General features: G+C 64.6%; 12 protein-coding genes. 2 read left to right on the forward strand and 10 right to left on the reverse strand.

Translation table 11 applies throughout. From position 1 onward, the window contains the following. The 3 genes from NFW05_RS05205 to NFW05_RS05215 all read right to left on the reverse strand — a co-directional run. Nucleotides 1–916: TRAP transporter large permease subunit (locus tag NFW05_RS05205; RefSeq protein ID WP_295303243.1), on the reverse strand; the 916-nt coding region annotated here is incomplete at its 3' end. Further along, nucleotides 913–1,614: a TRAP transporter small permease gene (locus tag NFW05_RS05210; RefSeq protein ID WP_295303245.1), complete on the reverse strand. Its 702-nt coding sequence runs from the start codon at nucleotides 1,612–1,614 to the stop codon at nucleotides 913–915. The genes NFW05_RS05210 and NFW05_RS05205, both read right to left, overlap by 4 nt. A gap of 85 nt (nucleotides 1,615–1,699) precedes the next feature. Continuing rightward, nucleotides 1,700–2,713 (reverse strand): TRAP transporter substrate-binding protein, encoded by a 1,014-nt coding sequence (locus tag NFW05_RS05215; protein ID WP_295303247.1) that lies wholly within the window; start codon nucleotides 2,711–2,713, stop codon nucleotides 1,700–1,702. 178 nt (nucleotides 2,714–2,891) lie between these two features. Here NFW05_RS05215 and NFW05_RS05220 point away from each other — a divergent pair, with 178 nt between their 5' ends. Then, nucleotides 2,892–4,886, forward strand: coding sequence for a PAS domain-containing sensor histidine kinase (locus tag NFW05_RS05220; protein ID WP_295303249.1), 1,995 nt, complete (start codon nucleotides 2,892–2,894; stop codon nucleotides 4,884–4,886). Beyond that, a complete protein-coding gene (locus NFW05_RS05225) occupies nucleotides 4,883–5,482 on the forward strand; it encodes a response regulator (RefSeq protein ID WP_295303251.1) in 600 nt (199 codons plus the stop codon). Before NFW05_RS05220 ends, NFW05_RS05225 begins: the two co-directional genes overlap by 4 nt. A 7-nt stretch (nucleotides 5,483–5,489) precedes the next feature. Here NFW05_RS05225 and tilS read toward each other — a convergent pair whose 3' ends face one another. From tilS to NFW05_RS05260, 7 genes are all read right to left on the reverse strand, one after another. Beyond that, nucleotides 5,490–6,896 carry a tRNA lysidine(34) synthetase TilS gene (tilS, locus tag NFW05_RS05230; RefSeq protein ID WP_295303253.1) on the reverse strand — a complete coding sequence of 469 codons (1,407 nt, stop codon included), beginning with the start codon at nucleotides 6,894–6,896 and terminating at the stop codon, nucleotides 5,490–5,492. After that, a complete protein-coding gene (locus tag NFW05_RS05235; protein ID WP_295303255.1) occupies nucleotides 6,865–7,833 on the reverse strand; it encodes an acetyl-CoA carboxylase carboxyltransferase subunit alpha in 969 nt (322 codons plus the stop codon). Before NFW05_RS05235 ends, tilS begins: the two co-directional genes overlap by 32 nt. 104 nt (nucleotides 7,834–7,937) lie before the next feature. Next, a complete protein-coding gene (locus NFW05_RS05240; protein WP_295303257.1) occupies nucleotides 7,938–8,582 on the reverse strand; it encodes a DNA-3-methyladenine glycosylase in 645 nt (214 codons plus the stop codon). Between the two features lie 73 nt (nucleotides 8,583–8,655). Beyond that, a complete protein-coding gene (locus tag NFW05_RS05245) occupies nucleotides 8,656–9,162 on the reverse strand; it encodes a universal stress protein (RefSeq protein WP_295303259.1) in 507 nt (168 codons plus the stop codon). Nucleotides 9,163–9,500: 338 nt separating this feature from the next. Further along, nucleotides 9,501–11,711 carry a SulP family inorganic anion transporter gene (locus NFW05_RS05250; protein ID WP_295303261.1) on the reverse strand — a complete coding sequence of 737 codons (2,211 nt, stop codon included), beginning with the start codon at nucleotides 11,709–11,711 and terminating at the stop codon, nucleotides 9,501–9,503. A 252-nt stretch (nucleotides 11,712–11,963) separates the two neighbouring features. Further along, nucleotides 11,964–12,701, reverse strand: coding sequence for a hypothetical protein (locus NFW05_RS05255; protein WP_295303263.1), 738 nt, complete (start codon nucleotides 12,699–12,701; stop codon nucleotides 11,964–11,966). Nucleotides 12,702–12,809: 108 nt separating this feature from the next. Beyond that, entirely contained in the window at nucleotides 12,810–13,529 is a 720-nt protein-coding gene (locus NFW05_RS05260) for a hypothetical protein (RefSeq protein WP_295303265.1), read from the reverse strand. Nucleotides 13,530–13,962 lie beyond the last annotated feature (433 nt).

The following is a 13,962-nucleotide window of genomic DNA, read 5'->3' on the forward strand; positions in this document are numbered from 1 at the left end:
GCATCCAGTCGGCCAGCGCCTGCGGGATGTTCTCGTTGGTCATGATGAACGAGAAGAGCACGGCGTTGGTGATGATGTAGAGCAGCATCGCCGACATGTTCGCCGAATTGAGCAGGACCCGCGGCACGTCCTTCAGCGTCAGATCCCTGTAGACGAACACCGAGACGAAGAAGGCATAGACGGCGCTCATCGCCGCGGCTTCGGTCGGCGTGAACAGGCCGCTGTAGATCCCGCCCATGACCACGACGATCAGGAAGAGCCCCCAGACCGACTCGCGGAACGACTTCCAGCGCGCGCTGAAGCTGGCCTTGGGCATGCGCGGATAGTCGAACTTCTTCGCCCGATACCAGGTGACCCCGCCAAGGGTGGCGGCCAGGATGATTCCCGGAATCACGCCAGCCATGAACAGGGCGCCGACCGAAGTATTCGTGGCCACCGAGTACATGACCATGACGATCGACGGCGGGATCAGGATGCCCAGCGCTCCCGAGGTGGTGATCACCCCCGCTCCGAAGCGATTCGGGAAACCGGCCTTGACCATCGCCGGCATGAGGATCGAGCCGATCGCCACGACGGTCGCCGGCGACGAACCCGAAACGGCCGCGAACAAGGCGCAAGCCAGGACGCCAGCCAGGCCGAGGCCGCCGTACCAGTGCCCGACCACGTCGGTGGCGAACTTGATCATGCGCCTCGCGACGCCGCCGTGGGTCAGGAAGTTTCCGGCCAGGATGAAGAACGGGATGGCCATGATCTCGAACTTTTCGATGCCCGTAAACAGCTTCAGGGCGACCGATTCGAGCGGCACCTGGGTGAACATGAACAGAAAGCTGAGCACCGTCAGGCCGAGAGAGATCGAGATCGGCATGCCGGTGAGCATCAGGACCAGCAGGATCAGGAAGATGATCGTCGCATTCATTTCTGGCTACCTCCCTGGCCGGAGCGGTCCTGGTGGTGACGCTGCTCGTACGTCCGGTCGTGGGCGTGCAGGTTGTCCTCGAGGCGGTACGTTTCGGCCACGTCAGGATTCTCTTCGATGCCGTCGACGTGACCGTGATCGTGGTGCGGCAGCTGGCCGGTGCGGATGAAGCTCACCGTGACCTGCAGGAAGCGGAAGCACATCAGCGCCGAGCCGAGCGGAATCGCGCTGTACACGATCCAGGTCGGCCATTCGAGGTCCGGCGTCGTCGGACCCTCCGGAACGTCGCCGGGATCCCAGCCGAGGAAGTGGTAGACGGCGTAATGGCAGCCGTTCTCCCAGACGAAATGGGCACCGAGCGTGGCGACGATTCCGGTGAACAGCGCGCCGGCGAGCAGTCCGAAAATCACGAACTTGCCTCGTGTGCGCTCGTCGAGCCGGTTGATCATCACGTCGACGCCGACGTGGATACCCGTGCGCACACCGTAGGCTGCGCCGAACTTGGCCATCCAGACGAACATGATGATGCACAGCTCCTGCGCCCAACCGAGGTTGAGCGACAGCAGCCAGTCCTGCACGCCCGGAACGATGTCGACTCCGGACGCGTAGCGGTGCACGACCGAGACAAAGATGATCGTCGTCGCTGCACCCATGAGGAAGGTGATCAGCCATTCCTCGAGATGATCGAGTATTCGCATTCAGGAAACTCCCCCTGCCGGTCTTGGAAAAGGCCCGCCGGGCCAGGTGTCCCGGCGGCCTGGTCGCGGTTGCCTGATGCCCTGCTCAGAGCTTGTTCGGGTCGAAGCCCGTCTCCTTGTACACCGACTGCAGGAGGTCCTTGCCGATCCGCGATTCCATCTTCTGATGCACTGGAGCCAGCGCCTTCTTGAAGGCGAGTTTCTCGTCAGGCGTCAGCACATAGACCTGCGTCTTGCCACTCTTCTTCACCGCTTCGAGGTCCTTGTCGTTCTGCTCCTTGGCGATTTTGTTCGCGTAGTTGGTCGCGTCCTTCATCGCCGCCTCGAGCTGGCCGCGAACGTCGGCCGGGAGACCTTCCCAGAACTTCTTGTTGGCGATGACCGCGTAGCCGAGGTAGCCGTGCTCGGTCAATGCGAGGTGCTTCTGGACCTCGTACATCTTCTGCGTGTAGAGGTTGGAGATCGGATTCTCGGTACCGTCGACGACCCCCGTCTGCAGCGCCTGATAGACTTCCGAGAAGGCCATCACCTGCGGCAGTGCGCTGAGCGCGCGGATCTCCTCCTCGAGGACCTTCGACGACTGGATGCGCATCTTCTTGCCGCGCAGATCCCCCGGCACCTTGATCGGCGTATTCGCCGAAAACGACTTGAAGCCGTTGTCCCAGAAGGCGAGTCCGACGACACCCTTGGGCTCGAGTTTCTTGAGCATCGACTGGCCGACCGGGCCCTGGGTGACCTTGTGCAACTCCTCGTAGTTGTCGAAGATGTATGGCAGGTCGAAGAGCTCGAACTCCTTGACGCCGAGCGGGCCGAACTTGGCCAGCGACGGGGCGAGCATCTGTACGGCACCGAGCTGCAGTGCCTCCATTTCTTCCTTGTCCTTGTAGAGCGTCGAATTGGCGTACACCTCGACCTTGACCTTGCCCTTGGTCAGCTCACCTGCCCTCTTGGCAAAGTACTCGGCAGCCAGCCCTTTCGGCGTGTCATGCGCCACGACGTGACTGAACTTGATGACGATCGGCTGTTGTGCGAGCGCCGCCAGCGGCGCAGCGACGAGCGCGCAGGCGCTCAGCCCAAGGAACAGCTTGGCAAGCTTCATGTGGTCTCCTCCGTGGATTGATGTCGAAGCGGGACGCTTCCCGTCTTGCGGCGGGAACTATCACAAAAGCCACGTTCGGTGGGTATTGTGGAAATCCGCAATGCCGCGGACCAGACCATCGCCACGCGCCGATCGGCGGGCGTTTCCTCCATACTCGCGAAGTTGGGTAAGATGGAAAATGATGAACGAGGCGTCACTCGGCTATCCGTACGACCCGCGACGACCGGCTTCTCTGAAGTGGTCGACCTGGTACTTCACGGTCCTCAAGCTGGCCGTGGGTCTGCTGCTCGTCCTGCTCATCGCGCTGCTCTGGCTGCTCCAGCGCAGCGAAATTGAAGAGCAGCGTTCGACGCTGATCGCCGACGTGCTGTGGCTCGAACAGAGCCTGCGCTTTCATCTCGAAGGGAACTCCGACCAGTTGCAGCAGCTCGCGCTCGACCTCACGCGCGAACGCAGGCCAGCCGAGACCTTCGACCTGCGCGCCCGGCACATCCTCAGGAACAGTCCGGAACTGCGCCAGGTCCTCTGGCTCGATGCGTCGGGTCGGGCGCTCCACGGCATGCCCACGCAGACCCTGCCGCGCACGGGCAACGTAGCGACCGGTGAGAACCCGGTCGCTCGCTCGATCGAACTCACCCGCCTCGGCAAACCGATCTACAGCGATGCCTTCCGGACCATCGAGGCGGCGCAGTTCGAGGTATACGTGCCGATCTTCGACGACGGGCAATACCTGGGAACGCTGATCGGCGTCTATTCGCTGAACGGTCTGCTCAAGCATCAGGTGCCCTGGTGGTTCGCCGAGAAGTATCAGGTCCGCGTCGTCGACGGCAACGGCAGCCTGTTGGCCAGCAAATCACGAATCGACGCCTCGCCAACCACGCTGAGTCACCCGGTGGTCCTCGAACCTCCTGGCTACGGCATCGTGCTCCAGGTCACCGCCTACCGCGGCGCCGACAATCTCCCCCAGACGCTGATCGCGACGCTGATCGTCCTGCTTTCCGCAGCGGTCTTCTGGAGCCTGTGGGCCGTGCGCGGCCTGATCCAGCGACGCCTTTCGGCCGAGCAGGCGCTGCGCTCGGAGTACGCCTTCCGCAAGGCGATGGAGGACTCGCTGATGGTCGGCATGCGCGCTCGCGATCTCGATGGACGGGTCACCTACGTCAATCCGGCGTTCCTGCACATGGTCGGCTTCGCCGCCGAAGAGCTGATCGGCAAGGAACCGCCGATGCCCTATTGGGCTCCGGAAGAGATGGACCGAACGCTGCTGCTGCACAATTCGGTCCTCGCCGGCAACGCCCCCAACGAAGGCTTCGAGATCCGCCTGATGCGCAAGGATGGAAGCCGCTTCGATGCATTGATCTACGAGGCTCCGCTGATCGACGCCGACGGCCGGCAGAAAGGCTGGATGGGTTCGATCATCGACGTCACCGCGCGCAAGCACGCCGAAGAACTCGCCCGGCAGCAGCAGGAAAAGCTTCAGGTCACCGCACGACTGGTGACCATGGGTGAAATGGCCTCCACGCTCGCCCACGAGCTCAATCAGCCGCTGGCCGCGATCACCAGTTACAACACCGGGTGCATCAACAAGCTCGAATCGGGCCGCTACGATCCCGGCCAGCTCAGGGAGGCGCTCGGCAAGCTGGCGATCCAGGCGCAGCGTGCCGGCCACATCATCCGCCGCGTGCATGACTTCGTACGCCGGCGCGAGCCGAAGCTCGTGGCCTGCGACCTCGCCGAGGTCGTCGACGACAGCATCGGCTTCATCGAAGGCACCGCCAAGAACCGCGGGGTGCGCATCGTTCGCGAGATCCAGGGGATGCGGCCGGAACTGATCGCCGACCCGGTGATGCTCGAGCAGGTCCTGCTCAACCTGATGCGCAACGGCATCGAAGCGATGAGTGAGACCCCGACGGAGCGGCGCCGACTAACAGTGAAGCTTGCCCAGGTCGACGACCAGATGGAGGTCCGGGTCGTCGATCAGGGAACCGGGATCCCGCCGGAAGTCGGCGACAAGCTGTTCACCCCGCTGTTCTCGACCAAGGCCGACGGCATGGGGATGGGGCTCAACATCTGCCGATCGATCATCGAGCTTCACCATGGCCGCCTGTGGGTCGAAGCGAACCCCGCTGGTGGGACAGTTTTCGCATTCACCTTGCCCGTGGAGCGCCGATGAGCGGACGAGCCTATCTCGTGGACGACGACGAGGCCATTCGCGACTCGCTCGGCTGGTTGCTCGAATCCCGCGGTGTCGCCTGCCTGAGCTATCGTTCAGCAGAGGATTTCCTCGACGAATGGGATCCTGCGCTGGCCGGCTGCCTGCTGCTCGACATCCGCATGGACGGGATGAGCGGCCCGGAGCTTTTCGACATCCTCCGCGAGCGCGGCAGCCGGCTGCCGGTGATCTTCCTGACCGGACACGGCGACGTGCCGATGGCCGTCTCGGCACTCAAGAAAGGCGCTTTCGACTTCGTCGAGAAGCCGTGCAACGACAACGAACTGGTCAACCGGGTCATCGAAGCGCTCCGGCTGGACGCCAATCAGCGGGCTGCGGCTTCCGGCGCCGATTCGCTCAACAGCCGGCTCGGCCGACTGACGACCCGCGAGCGCGAGGTCATGGAGCGGATTCTCGCCGGCAAGCTCAACAAGATCATCGCCGAGGACCTGCAGATCAGCATGCGCACCGTCGAAGTCCACCGCGCCAATCTCTTCGAGAAAATGGGTGTCCGGACGGCCGTCGAACTGGCGCAGCTGCTCGCCGGCAGGCGCTGAGCAACGTTCACGCGCATCGGCGGCGAGCGCTGCCGGCCGACGCGGGTTGCTCATCCTCCCACAGTGGCAGCAGACCGGCAGCAGCCGGAGGGCAGGCGAAGGCCGCGTCGACGCCGATGCCGGGAACCCAGACGAGCCGTCCGCCGCACCAGAGCAGAGGCAGACGAGCGCGCTCCCAGGGCGGAATCGCAGCTTCCTGAAGCAGCTTGCGCAGGTAGCGCGTCGGCCGCTTCGCGCTCGGCTGCAGCCGCTCACCCCCGCAGCGCACAGCCAGATGAACGGCCGCCTGATCGAGCAGACTGCGGTCGATGCCTGCGCCGGTGGTCTGCCGGAAAATGAGCCGGCCGCCTCCCCACGGCAGCTCGGCCTCGCCGTGCCAGCAGACCGGCGCTACGGGAACTGCCTGACGATGCGTCACGACGTGCAGCGCTCGTCGGTAAACGTGGATTTCGCCTTCGCTGGTCGCGACGCAGATCTCCGCATCCGCTCCGGCCGTACCCAGCTGACGCATCGCTTCGCGGAGCCAGCGCGTCTCGGGAGGACGGAGCCCCGCGGAAACGAGTTCGAAACGCAGCAGGTTGCGCGCTCGCGGCGGGCTCAAGTCGTTGAATCGGGACACCTCGATGCGGCCGTCGGGACCGGCGACCGACGCGCGATCTGCCCGGGCCAGTTCGTCGAGGAGCACCGCGGCCTCGCAGAAGTGCTCGCCGGCACGCACCAGTGCCCGGGCGGCCCCCGGAAACATCTGCTGGATCCGCGGCAAGACCTCGTGGCGCAGATGGTTTCGCCGATGCCGTCCGTCGGTGTTGCTCTCGTCGTCGATCCAGACCAGCGAACAGGCTTCGGCATAAGCCGCGATCGTCGCCCGCGGAATGCCCAGCAGCGGACGAAGCAGCCGCGGGCCTTCGCCGAGCGGACGCTCGACGGGCATCCCGGCGGCACCGCCGACACCGGCCCCGCGCAGCAGCCGAAAGAGAATCGTTTCAGCCTGATCGTCGCGCTGGTGGGCAAGCACCAGCCAGTCTGCCTGGCGGTCGGCGAAGACGACGTAGCGCTCGCGGCGAGCGGCCGCTTCGGGCCCTTCGCGACTGACGGCCGGGACCCGGACGCGCACGACCTCGAGGGGAATCGAGCATCGCTCACCGACCACCGTGCAGAAGCGGGCCCAGTCGTCGGCGTGGGGACTCAACCCGTGATGGACATGAACCGCCGAAAGCGTCAAGGCGAGTCCTGACGAGCGCAGCGCCGCGAGCGCGTGCAGCAGGACCACCGAATCCCGGCCCCCGGAGAGGCCGACGCACAGCCGCTGGCCGTCGCTCAGCCGCGGCTCGAGGCACTCGCGAAGCGTCCGCTGGATCTTTCCGACCGGGTCGCCGGCCCGATCAGGCTGGCGCCCGCTCGCTGATCGCTCCATAAGCGAGAAGGCGATCGAGGCGCGTCTTGACCAGTTCGGCTGCGGGAACCGCCACCAGACGACCCAGGGTCTCGCTGAGCGCCTGCCCGAGCTGCCGGGCCATCGCCTCGTGATCGCGGTGAGCACCACCAGGGGGCTCGCTGACCACCCGGTCGACGAGACCCAGCGCCTTGAGCCGCGGCGCCGTGATACCCATGATCTCGGCCGCGTCGCTCGCCTTCTCGGCGCTCTTCCAGAGGATCGACGCACAGCCTTCGGGCGAGATCACCGAATAGGTCGAGTACTCGAGCATCTGCACGACGTCGCCGACGCCGATGGCCAGCGCCCCACCCGACCCTCCCTCGCCGATCACCGTGACCACGATCGGCACCCCCAGCTCGGCCATCACGTACAGATTGCGGCCGATGGCTTCGGACTGGCCGCGTTCTTCGGCGTCGATCCCCGGGTAGGCACCGGGAGTGTCGATGAAGGTCAGCACGGGGAGGCCGAACTTCTCGGCCAGCCGCATCAGGCGCAGGGCCTTGCGATAGCCCTCGGGACGCGGCATCCCGAAGTTGCGGAAAATCTTCTCCTTGGTATCGCGGCCCTTCTGATGGCCGATGACCACCACCGGCTGACCCTCGAATCGGGCCAGCCCGCCGACGATCGCATGGTCATCGGCGAAAGCCCGATCGCCGTGCAGCTCCTCGAAATCGGTGAACAGCAACCGGACGTAGTCGAGCGTATAGGGTCTCTGCGGGTGGCGAGCCACCTGACAAACCTGCCAGGCCGAGAGATTCGCGTAGGTCTCGCGGATCAGCACCTGGACTTTCCTTTCGAGCAGCTCGATTTCTTCCGAGATGTCGACCGCCGAATCGCCGTGTGCGAGACGCAGGGCCTCGATCTTGCCTTCAAGGTCGGCGATCGGTTGTTCGAAGTCGAGAAAGGTGGTCTTCATGAGGGGCAGCCGCCAGGAGAAAGGGCCGAGAGCAACCGTGCAATTCTAACCTGAAAGGTTCTGTCGCTTAGACCTACGACGCCCGTCGCTCGCTGGCCCGCAGATCAATACTCGACCGGCAGCGGATCCAGGCTCCGCCACAGATACCAGGTGGCGACCGAACGCCAGGGGCGCCAGCGCTCACCGTAGCTGGCGAGGAGCCGCCGCCCGGGGCGTTCGCCACCGCAATAGTGAGCGCCCACCGCCTTCTGCAGACCGATGTCGTCGAGCGGAAAAACGTCCGGACGCATCTGGTTGAAGATCAGGAACATTTCCGCGGTCCACACGCCGATGCCACGGACTGCAGTGAGTTCGGCGATGACTTCGTCGTCACCCATCCCCGCCCAGCGGCCGACATGGATCCGCCCGTCGACGAAATGCCTCGCCAGGTCGACGACGTATTCGACCTTGCGCGCCGACAACCCGCAGTCACGCAGCACGCCACGCTCGGTGTGCACCACGGCCAGCGGCGTCATCGTCGGGACGACGGCCGACAGGCGCGCCCAGACGCTGTCGGCGGCCCTCACCGATATCTGTTGACCAACGATCGAGCGGACCAGCGTGACGAAGGGGTCTCCTCGTGAGACGAGGGCGTTGCCGGCGAAGCGCGTGATGAGAATCGCCAGCACCGGATCCGCCGCCGCGAGTTGGGCAGCGGCTTCCTGCCAGTACGGCGGTGAGGAGTTGGCTGGTCCTGGTTGACGGATCACCAGCCAGAGTCACTGTTCAGGAGACCGCCGCCGTCAGCTCGTGGGAAGGTGCAAACGCGTTGGGAGTGCCGACTCAGGCCCGCTTGCGTTCCCTTTCGCGCGCCTTTTCCCGGGCCTTGCGACGACTGGCATCGAGCTCAGGGGGGCGATAGACGAGAACCGGAATACTCGAGTGCGTCAGTACCCGATAGGTTTCGCTGCCCAGCAGCAGCGAAGAGAGGCCTCCCCGGCCGTGTTTGGACATGAAGATCAGGTCGCAGCTATTGTCTTCGGCGACGTTGATGATCGCCTCCCAGGGACTGTCGTGGACGACCGAGATCGCGTTGCACGCGACACCGGCATCCTTGCACAGCTTCTTGATGAAGCCCAGATACTCCTTGGATTTGCCTTCTGAACTCGAGACCAGCCGGTCGAGCGCCTTCGGCTCGACGAGGTCACCGTAGTTCTCGCTTTGCCCGAGTGGTCTGGCATACAGGGCGGTGATCGTCGCTCCGGCCGCCTTGGCAAAGGCGACCGCGCGTTCTGCAGTATCCCGCGACAGCTGGCTGCCGTCAGTCGGCAGCAAAATATGCTGGAACATTGTTCTCCTCCCACCGGTTGGCGCACCTCGTAGCGACTGAGCGCGCGCCTGATCATAGATCAATTCCCAACAGAAACGACGATTTCGCAAGGCGTGAATGACAGACGATCGAGCCACCCGCGCGGACTCCGCGCTGCCTCCGGCCAGGAGCGTCACCCGGGCGAAACTGGGCAATGCCCGCCGACGACGTGCCGTGCCGTCGCGCGGGTGCGCTCAGGCACTGCCGGACTGCCTGACGCTGCGCGGTCTCGCTTCCTCGGCGGCCGCCAGATGCCGAAAGGACGTCCCGCAGGGCTCTGACGCCGAACCTCGCGGGTTCCGGGAGCGATCCCCGTGGCCTATTCCTGCATGGCCAGGAGTTCCTTGTCGGCATAGCGCAGGCGAAGGGCCAGAACCTTGGCCACCGCTTCGACGATATGGAAGGCCAGCCGCTTGTGTTCTTCCCTGAGTCGTTCGAACTGCTCGCGGCGCAATACGAACAGCTCGGTGTCTTCGAGCGCCGTGGCGTCGTTGAGACGGGTCATCTGGGACAGAAAGGCCATTCCGCCAAAGAAATCGCCCTGCCCGTAGGTCAGCGTGTGATAACGGTTGACGCTGCCCGGAATCGGCAGGGTGATCCGCACCGCTCCCTTGCGGATCAGGTAGAGCTCGTTGCCCGGGTCGCCAAAGGAATAGACCTTCTCGTCCCTGGCCAGCGACCGGCGATCGAGACAGGCGACCAGATCGATCAGCGTTTCTTCCTTGTGATCCTTGAAAATCTCGAGGTCGTACACGTCGAGTGGAGGCATCTCTGCCGACTTGACGAGTTCCTCGCCGAGGATCTGGTCCTCGACCCATTCGACCGCATCGTCGAGGTGGGGAAATACCTTGACGTGCTCGGTCATCGTCGTCAGCTCCATCTGATCGAAGAACTCGGCGATGTTGCGGCCGTTGGGTAGCGCCTGAGGCAGACTGCTGAAGATCAGGTAGGCGTCGCGCTCGATCAGCGAATCACGGATCTGACTCAGCAGATGAACCGCGGTCACATCGACCGACTGCACGCGCCGGAGATCGAGAACGATATAGGTGCGCACTCCCAGTTCCGGCTCGAGGGCCTTGTACAGCTGGTCCTTGGTGCCAAAGAACAGGCTGCCCTGCAGTTCGAGAATGACCGTCTGCCCTCCGTTCTTCTCGAGCTTCTCCATGTGCTGCCGCAGGCGGACCCGTTTCGAGAAGCGGTGAGCACCGTCGATCTTGCTTCTGATCACCGTGCTGCTGAGTTGCTCGCGGATGAACAGGAACATCGCCAGCGCGATGCCCACCCCTGAAGCGGCGATCAGGCTGTAACCGACGGCCACGGCAACCACCGTGACGATGACGATGAAGTCGAGCATCGTCCACGGCGACTCGAGCAGGTGCAGACTGTGCCGGTCGATCATCCGCACACCGACGATGATCAGGATACCGGCCAGCGCACCGACCGGAATCCAGGCGATGAACGCCCCGAGAGCCAGGAAGGCGATCAGCGAGAGCAGGCCCTCGACGACTCCGGACACGCGCGTCTGCCCACCGCTCGCCAGGTTGACCAGGGTCGCACCCATCTGCCCGGCTCCCGGCATTCCCCCCGCGCAGGCCGAAGCCACATTGCCGAGTCCCTGGGCGATCAACTCGCGGTTCGAGTCGTGCCGCCCGCGCGTCAAGGCATCGAGGACGACGGCGGTCTTCAACGTGTCGATCGACAGCAGAACGGCGAGCGTTAGGGCCGTGCCGAGAAGCGCCCCGATCTGGCTGAGCTTGAGTTCGCCGATCTCCTGCCAGCGCCCGGTGATCGCTTCGAGCATGCTCGAAGCAGTGCCCCCGAGCGGGCCGATGATCAGCTTGTTGCCTTCCATGACCAGCAGCGACTCGTCGGCTGCCGCAAGCCCGAAATACGCCGCGACGCCGGCGAGCAGGCCGAGGATCGCCGCCGGAACAGCTCGGGTAACGAGCGGTGCGAGGATCATCACCGCAGCCGTGACCCCGCCGACGAGCGCGCTCTGCCAGTGCCACAGTTCAGGCGAGATCAACGCCCTCCACCAGGGCGTGCCAGCGGGTGCGCCGAGAAACTTGGGGATCTGGCTGCCGATGATGATCAGGCCGACCCCGGTCAGGTAGCCACTGACCACCGGAAACGGGATGTACCTGATCAGGCTGCCGACGCCCATGAAGCCCAGCATCAGCTGGACCAGCCCGGAAACGAGTCCGAGCGCGGTGAGCATCAGGACGATCGACGCCGGGGCCACGCCGTGCTGAACGAGCTCGATGGCAAAAGCCGAGAGGACCGCTGCCGCCGGCGCACAAGGTGCGGTGATCAGTCGGTTGGTACCACCGAGTGCCGGTGCGACGAGACCCAGCGCGGTCGCCCCGAGGATTCCGGCCAAAGCCCCGAGGCCTGCGTACTCGGCGCCGATCGCACTGTAAATCGTCACGCCGAAAGCGATCGCCGACGGCAGGGCAACGAGCATGGCGGTCATGCCGCCCCAGAAGTCGCCGACGAGCTTGTCATTCCTAAACCTAATGGCCAATTCCATTGGCGCTACTCCTCCTCGAGTTCAGTCGGACCGTGGCTGGCCACGGCGAACAGCAGTCCATACAAACTGAACCGCCTCCAGCCGAGTCTACGACGATATTGGGGTGATGCACAACGAACCGAAGTCAGCGAGTTCCGCGGCGCAAGCGACCGCCGGCGCCCCCGGAAGGACGCAAGAACGCGGCGCTACGGAGCAGTCCGTCGCGCCGCGTCGAAAAAAGGCGGCCTCCCCGGTGGACCGGGGAGGCGCCGGTCAGTGGGATTCCCGGACAACCGGTGACTGACGATCGCCCAGCTCACGGCCTGCGCGGAGCTCCCGTTCGATACCCAGGGCGAAGTCGGCAACCCGGTCGATCTCCTCGACCAGTTGGGCCAGCGCAAGCCTTTCGCGGATGTCCAGGCCTTCATCGTGGAAGATCTTCCTGATTAGCGCCGTCGATTGCTGATCGGCCCGGCCCTCGTACCAGCCGACCCGGTCTTGGCCGGAGGCCAGCGCCGACTGATCCCACCACAACGTACAGGGGCGATAGGCGCCGACGAGCGCCTCGACGGCTGCGCAGACATCTTCGGTCAGTGCCTCGATGTCGGGAACCAGTGACGGCGGCACCCGACGTCCTGGCCCCGAGAAGCCGGACTCGATCGCGAAGCGGGTGATCTGCCGCTTCATGTCCCTGAGCATGCGCCCGACGCCAGCCAGAGGGTCGGCCATGTCGGCAAACAGGGCATCGAAAATTGACTGGGCATGGGCGCGTGTTTCGAGCTTCTGCTGCAACTCGTCGAGCGTCCGCAGATGCTCGTCGATGCGCCTGGCCTGCCGCCAGCAGCCGCCATCGGCACCCGAATGGACATAAGTGTCGACCGCCTCCCTGAAGACCGCCGTCGCATCGGCGATCGCATCGAGATAGCTATCGAGATCGCGTTCGATCGGCCTGGCTGCCGCAGGCCTTTCGGCGATGTTGCTCTGAGTCTCAACAAAAACTTGCGTTTCCACAGCACTTCTCCTGCACCAAATTGAAAACCGGTCTCCGGGGCGGCGTCGAGCAAACTGCGTGCTGGCGACTACCGGCGAAAGAACCCTTGAACCCCTCGCCCCAACCCCTCAGATGACAACAACACCCTGATCGAACAGCGAGCACCGCAAGCTGCCCGTCGCCGAATCGTGGGCGCTGCCCGACAACTGCCTGACCCATCGCTTGAGGATCGTTCCGGCCCCGGCCAGCTCGTGCGAAATGTCGCTGAGATTGGCGTAAAGCTCGTCGATCCGTCTCGATCTGGCGGGATCGGCCACTCCCGCGACTGCGCAAGTGCCATCGTCTGCGCAGCCCTCGGCAGGAGGGGCCTGCACCGCCGTGGAATTCCCGACTCTGCCCGCCTCGAGCACGTCGCGGCTACGGATGGCCACTTCTGCATCGAGTTCCGCAGCCAGCGATCCGTACGCCAGTCGGGTGTAGCCCTGAAGGAGTCTCTCGGTCGCACGCTGGATGACTTCGAGCATCGAGCGGCAGGCCTCGTCGGTATCCGAAGCCAGCAGGTGCACACCTCGCGCAGTCCGGAACAGCCGCGCCGCGACCCTGTCGAGGGTCTCCAGCGTGTGGTGAACCTCGTCCGCGCCGACCCGGCCACCGAAAATGGAAACTACGGTCGCCATCCCCCGACGGTGCAGATCCTCGCGGCGCTGGTCGAGATCGACGAGCCGCATCGAGTGCGCCGACTCTCTGCCCTGCAGTATTTCGCCGACGATCTTGGCCAACAGGGAGGCGACCATCGCCTGCTCCTCGATCGTCGCCAGCAGCTCGCGCCGGACCGGCAAGAGCATCACCGGCCTTGTTCCCGAGGCGACTGGCAAAGCGGAAATGTGGAAAGTCACGGTGGCCACCTGTCGTCAGTCTATCGGTAGCGCTCGCGGCGCTGCCAGAGATCGATGGGGCCGGGAACCGAAGCAGGGTGTCGATCTGGTCCGCTTCCGGGGATCCCGCATCCCGATCTTTTCATTGCGTTCCTAGCACGTAACGTGCCAACCCTCCGGAAGCCGGATTAGGCCCTTGAAATCAGTCGCCTGCCACGGATGGCCTGGGCGCCGGCAAGCGCGCGGGGTGCAACAAGATGGCCAGAAATGCTCTCCGAGGGTCAATCCGGGACGGGCTATCCGCATGAAATCATCGGCTTATGCGGACAGCGCAAGCCCATCGACGAGTCCGTCCGGTTACACCCGGGAAAGACACGGCGAAGCAGGGCTGGGGCGTGGACCGGTC

Source organism: Accumulibacter sp. (genome assembly GCF_023806625.1).
Taxonomy (GTDB): Bacteria; Pseudomonadota; Gammaproteobacteria; order Burkholderiales; family Rhodocyclaceae; genus Accumulibacter.